General features: G+C 42.3%; 4 protein-coding genes. 3 read left to right on the forward strand and 1 reads right to left on the reverse strand.

The features are described 5' to 3' along the window. A partial coding sequence (locus AB685_RS28710) for a galactokinase family protein (RefSeq protein ID WP_047974021.1) occupies positions 1 to 318 on the reverse strand: 318 nt, incomplete at its 3' end. Positions 319 to 572: 254 nt separating this feature from the next. Here AB685_RS28710 and AB685_RS28715 point away from each other — a divergent pair. The 3 genes from AB685_RS28715 to AB685_RS28725 all read left to right on the forward strand — a co-directional run bounded on the left by AB685_RS28715 (position 573) and on the right by AB685_RS28725 (position 3,361). Continuing rightward, positions 573 to 1,421, forward strand: coding sequence for an ABC transporter ATP-binding protein (locus AB685_RS28715; RefSeq protein ID WP_047974022.1), 849 nt, complete (start codon positions 573 to 575; stop codon positions 1,419 to 1,421). Next, entirely contained in the window at positions 1,369 to 2,289 is a 921-nt protein-coding gene (locus AB685_RS28720; RefSeq protein ID WP_047974023.1) for an iron-hydroxamate ABC transporter substrate-binding protein, read from the forward strand. The genes AB685_RS28715 and AB685_RS28720 overlap by 53 nt, the downstream gene beginning before the upstream one ends. 82 nt (positions 2,290 to 2,371) lie before the next feature. Beyond that, a complete protein-coding gene (locus tag AB685_RS28725; protein ID WP_047974024.1) occupies positions 2,372 to 3,361 on the forward strand; it encodes an iron ABC transporter permease in 990 nt (329 codons plus the stop codon). Positions 3,362 to 3,485: the final 124 nt, after the last annotated feature.

Raw genomic sequence — 3,485 nt, forward strand, 5'->3', positions numbered from 1 at the left:
TTCATTTATAAGTTCTCTAATAATGCCTTTCGGATAATTACCCCAGTCATCTTCCTTTTTAAATGTCAGGTCATCCATTGTAAAGGACACTCTTTGGTCGAAATTTACACTTACTAGATGAAAGGTTTTATCTTCACGTTTGCGAACCATCATATACGTCCCCATTGTCAGAGCAGCAGGAAACACATATCCGCCATTATAATCTGTGTGCTCTCCAATTAAATTCACACGCCCCGGTGCGAAAAATAAACTTTTTTGATTTTGGGAAACCGAAAAATGTTGGTCAAATGCGTCAGACAGTTCATTAGCTTTCTGCATTATTCTCCACCTCTTTATCCTAACTCATTATAATTAATTAATTTAATTAATTAAGATTATATCATACTTTTATTTCTTTAAAACAATTTTTCTAAGAATTTTATAAATGTGTATATTAATCTCAAATTCATTCTTCAGTTTCTCCCCTCTTTTAAAAAATGATTGACAGCTTTCTCAGTTGGTTTTATAGTAATACTCATAAATGATATTGATAATTGTTTTCAGTTAGACGGAGGGATTGGAGGATACATACGATGAACCGCTTATATACAGATGATTTGAGTATTGGTTACGGTGAGAAATTGATTGTGAAAAACTTGAGTACAGAGATTCCTGATAAGAAGATCACAACGATTATTGGCCCGAACGGCTGCGGAAAATCGACATTGTTAAAAGCGATTACGAGGGTGATCTCCTCACAATCTGGTAACGTCATTTTAGATGGCGAGAGTCTCTTCACGAAAAATACGAAGGAGCTTGCCAAACAAATGGCTACGTTGCCACAAACTCCTGAAAGTGCAAGCGGTTTAACCGTTGCCGAGCTTGTGTCATATGGTCGCTTCCCCTATCAAAAAGGATTTGGTCGACTAACAAAAAAAGATATAGAGAAGATTGATTGGGCTCTAACCGTCACAGGGACGATTGACTATAAGTATCGTTCGGTCGATGCCTTATCCGGTGGTCAACGTCAGCGCGTCTGGATTGCGATGGCTCTTGCTCAGGACACGGAGATTATTTTTCTGGATGAGCSGACAACTTATCTCGATATGGCGCATCAGTTAGAGGTGCTTGAGCTTTTGCAACAATTAAACAAAGAACAAGGTCGGACGATCGTGATGGTGCTTCATGACTTGAATCAAGCTGCTCGTTTTGCTGATCATATCATTGCCCTAAAAGACGGTGAGATCGTTCAATCAGGTTCATGTGAAGAAGTGATTCGAAATGATGTATTGCAAAAGGTGTTCGGCATTGATGCCCTCATCGGCCGCGATCCTATTACCAACAAACCAATGTGTGTCACATATAACTTAATCAAAGGAGAAACCAACCATGAAAAAAACAGTCATCATTCCGTTCCTTATGCTCTTAGTGCTAGTTATTAGTGCTTGCGGCAGTAACTCAGAGAAAACAGCAACAGCAGAGGAAGAACAAGCAGAAACCTTTACGTATGAATCAGAAAATGGCCCGATTGAAGTCCCAGCTGACCCACAGCGTGTCGTAGTCTTATCATCTTTTAATGCCGGAAGTGTCATGGCACTCGATGTCAATATTGTTGGGGTCGATTCTTGGGCCAAAATGAACGAACGTTACGCGCCTTATATTGAAGATGCTGAGGAAGTAACAGATGAGAGCTTAGAGAAAATCATCGAGCTTGATCCTGACTTAATCATTGCCGCTCCAACGAACAATAATCTTGATAAACTAGGTGATATTGCACCAACGGTTACGTATACGTACGGTGAGTTGGATTATCTATCGCAGCATGTTGAAATCGGCAAGCTGTTAAATAAAGAAGAAGAAGCACAAGCTTGGGTCGATGATTTTAAAGAACGTGCACACGCAGCTGGCGAAGAAGTAAAAGAAAAAATCGGGGAAGATGCCACTGTCACCGTCGTCGAGAACTTTGATAAACAGCTTTATGTATTTGGCGATAACTGGGGCCGTGGAACCGAGATTCTTTATCAAGAAATGAAGCTTGAAATGCCTGAGAAAGTGAAAGAAATGGCATTAAACGAAGGCTACTATGCCTTATCGGTTGAGGTATTACCAGAATACGCAGGAGATTATATGATTGTTAGTTCAGATGGTGTTGATACGGCTTATCAAGAAACAGAAACATACAAGAACATTCCTGCTGTAGCAAATGAGCGTGTTTTTACAGCGAATGCATCTGAATTTTATTTCAATGATCCGATCACGCTAGACTTCCAATTAGACTTTTTCACAGAAAGTTTTCTAGGCAGCAACTAATAAATTGGGAGGAATCTTCGTAGATTCCTCCTCTTACTTTATATAAGAAGAGATGAGTGCCATGATACATACAAAACGATTGATGACATCTAAAATATCCCTGTTTCTCCTTGCTACAGCGGGCTTCGTCGCGCTCTTTTTTTGTGCGATGGTCTTTGGAGCGGCTGAAGTAACGGTGCGTGAAGTGTGGACGGCACTCGTAACAAATGCAACCGGAGATCAGCTGTCAATGCTGCGTGAGATCCGCTTCCCTCGTGCGGTTGCTGCTATTTTTGTCGGGGCAGCACTTGCCGTATCTGGTGCGATCATTCAAGGATTAACACGGAATCCGTTAGCAGATCCAGGACTGCTTGGCATTACAGCTGGCGCTAACCTCGCTCTTGCGATTACAATTGCCTTTATTCCTGCTGCTAACTACTTTGGGCTGATGATTGCCTGTTTTATCGGAGCTGCTGTTGGCACGGTTATGGTGCTAAGTATTGGGGCCGCTAGAAAAGGTGGCTTCTCTCCTTTTCGAATTGTCTTAGCTGGTGCTGCGGTCACCGCTTTTTTAACGGCGATTGCTGAAGGAATTGGCATTTACTTTAAAATTTCTAAGGACATTTCAATGTGGACGGCTGGTGGATTGATCGGTACCTCTTGGGGCCAACTACAAATCGTGATTCCCTTTATTGTCGCGGGAATCCTAGTTGCGATCTTCTTATCGAAACAACTAACGATCCTCAGCTTAAGTGAAGAAGTCGCAGTGGGGCTTGGTCAGCATACGACGAAAATTAAAGTGATGTTGTTTCTGATTATCATTGTGCTAGCAGGTGCAGCCGTTGCTCTTGTTGGAAATAWGGCGTTCATCGGCTTAATGATCCCTCACATCGTGCGCGCGGTCGTTGGGACGGATTACCGCTATGTGCTGCCGATGTCTGTTATTTTCGGTGCTGGATTTATGTTACTTGCAGACCTAGTTGGCCGAACGATCAGTGCTCCCTATGAAACGCCAGTAGCAGCAATCGTGGCTATTATCGGACTACCATTTTTCCTCTTTATTGTACGAAAAGAAGGGAAGGCATTTGTATGATTCATCCAAGTCTTATTCGAAAACAACGACTCATCATGGTGATCTTATCCGCTCTGATTGTGGGTACATTCGTGATCGGCGCTGGAATCGGTCCGTCCCCTATGCCGTATGATCGCATCCTCCC

The sequence above is a fragment of the Bacillus sp. LL01 genome (assembly GCF_001037965.1).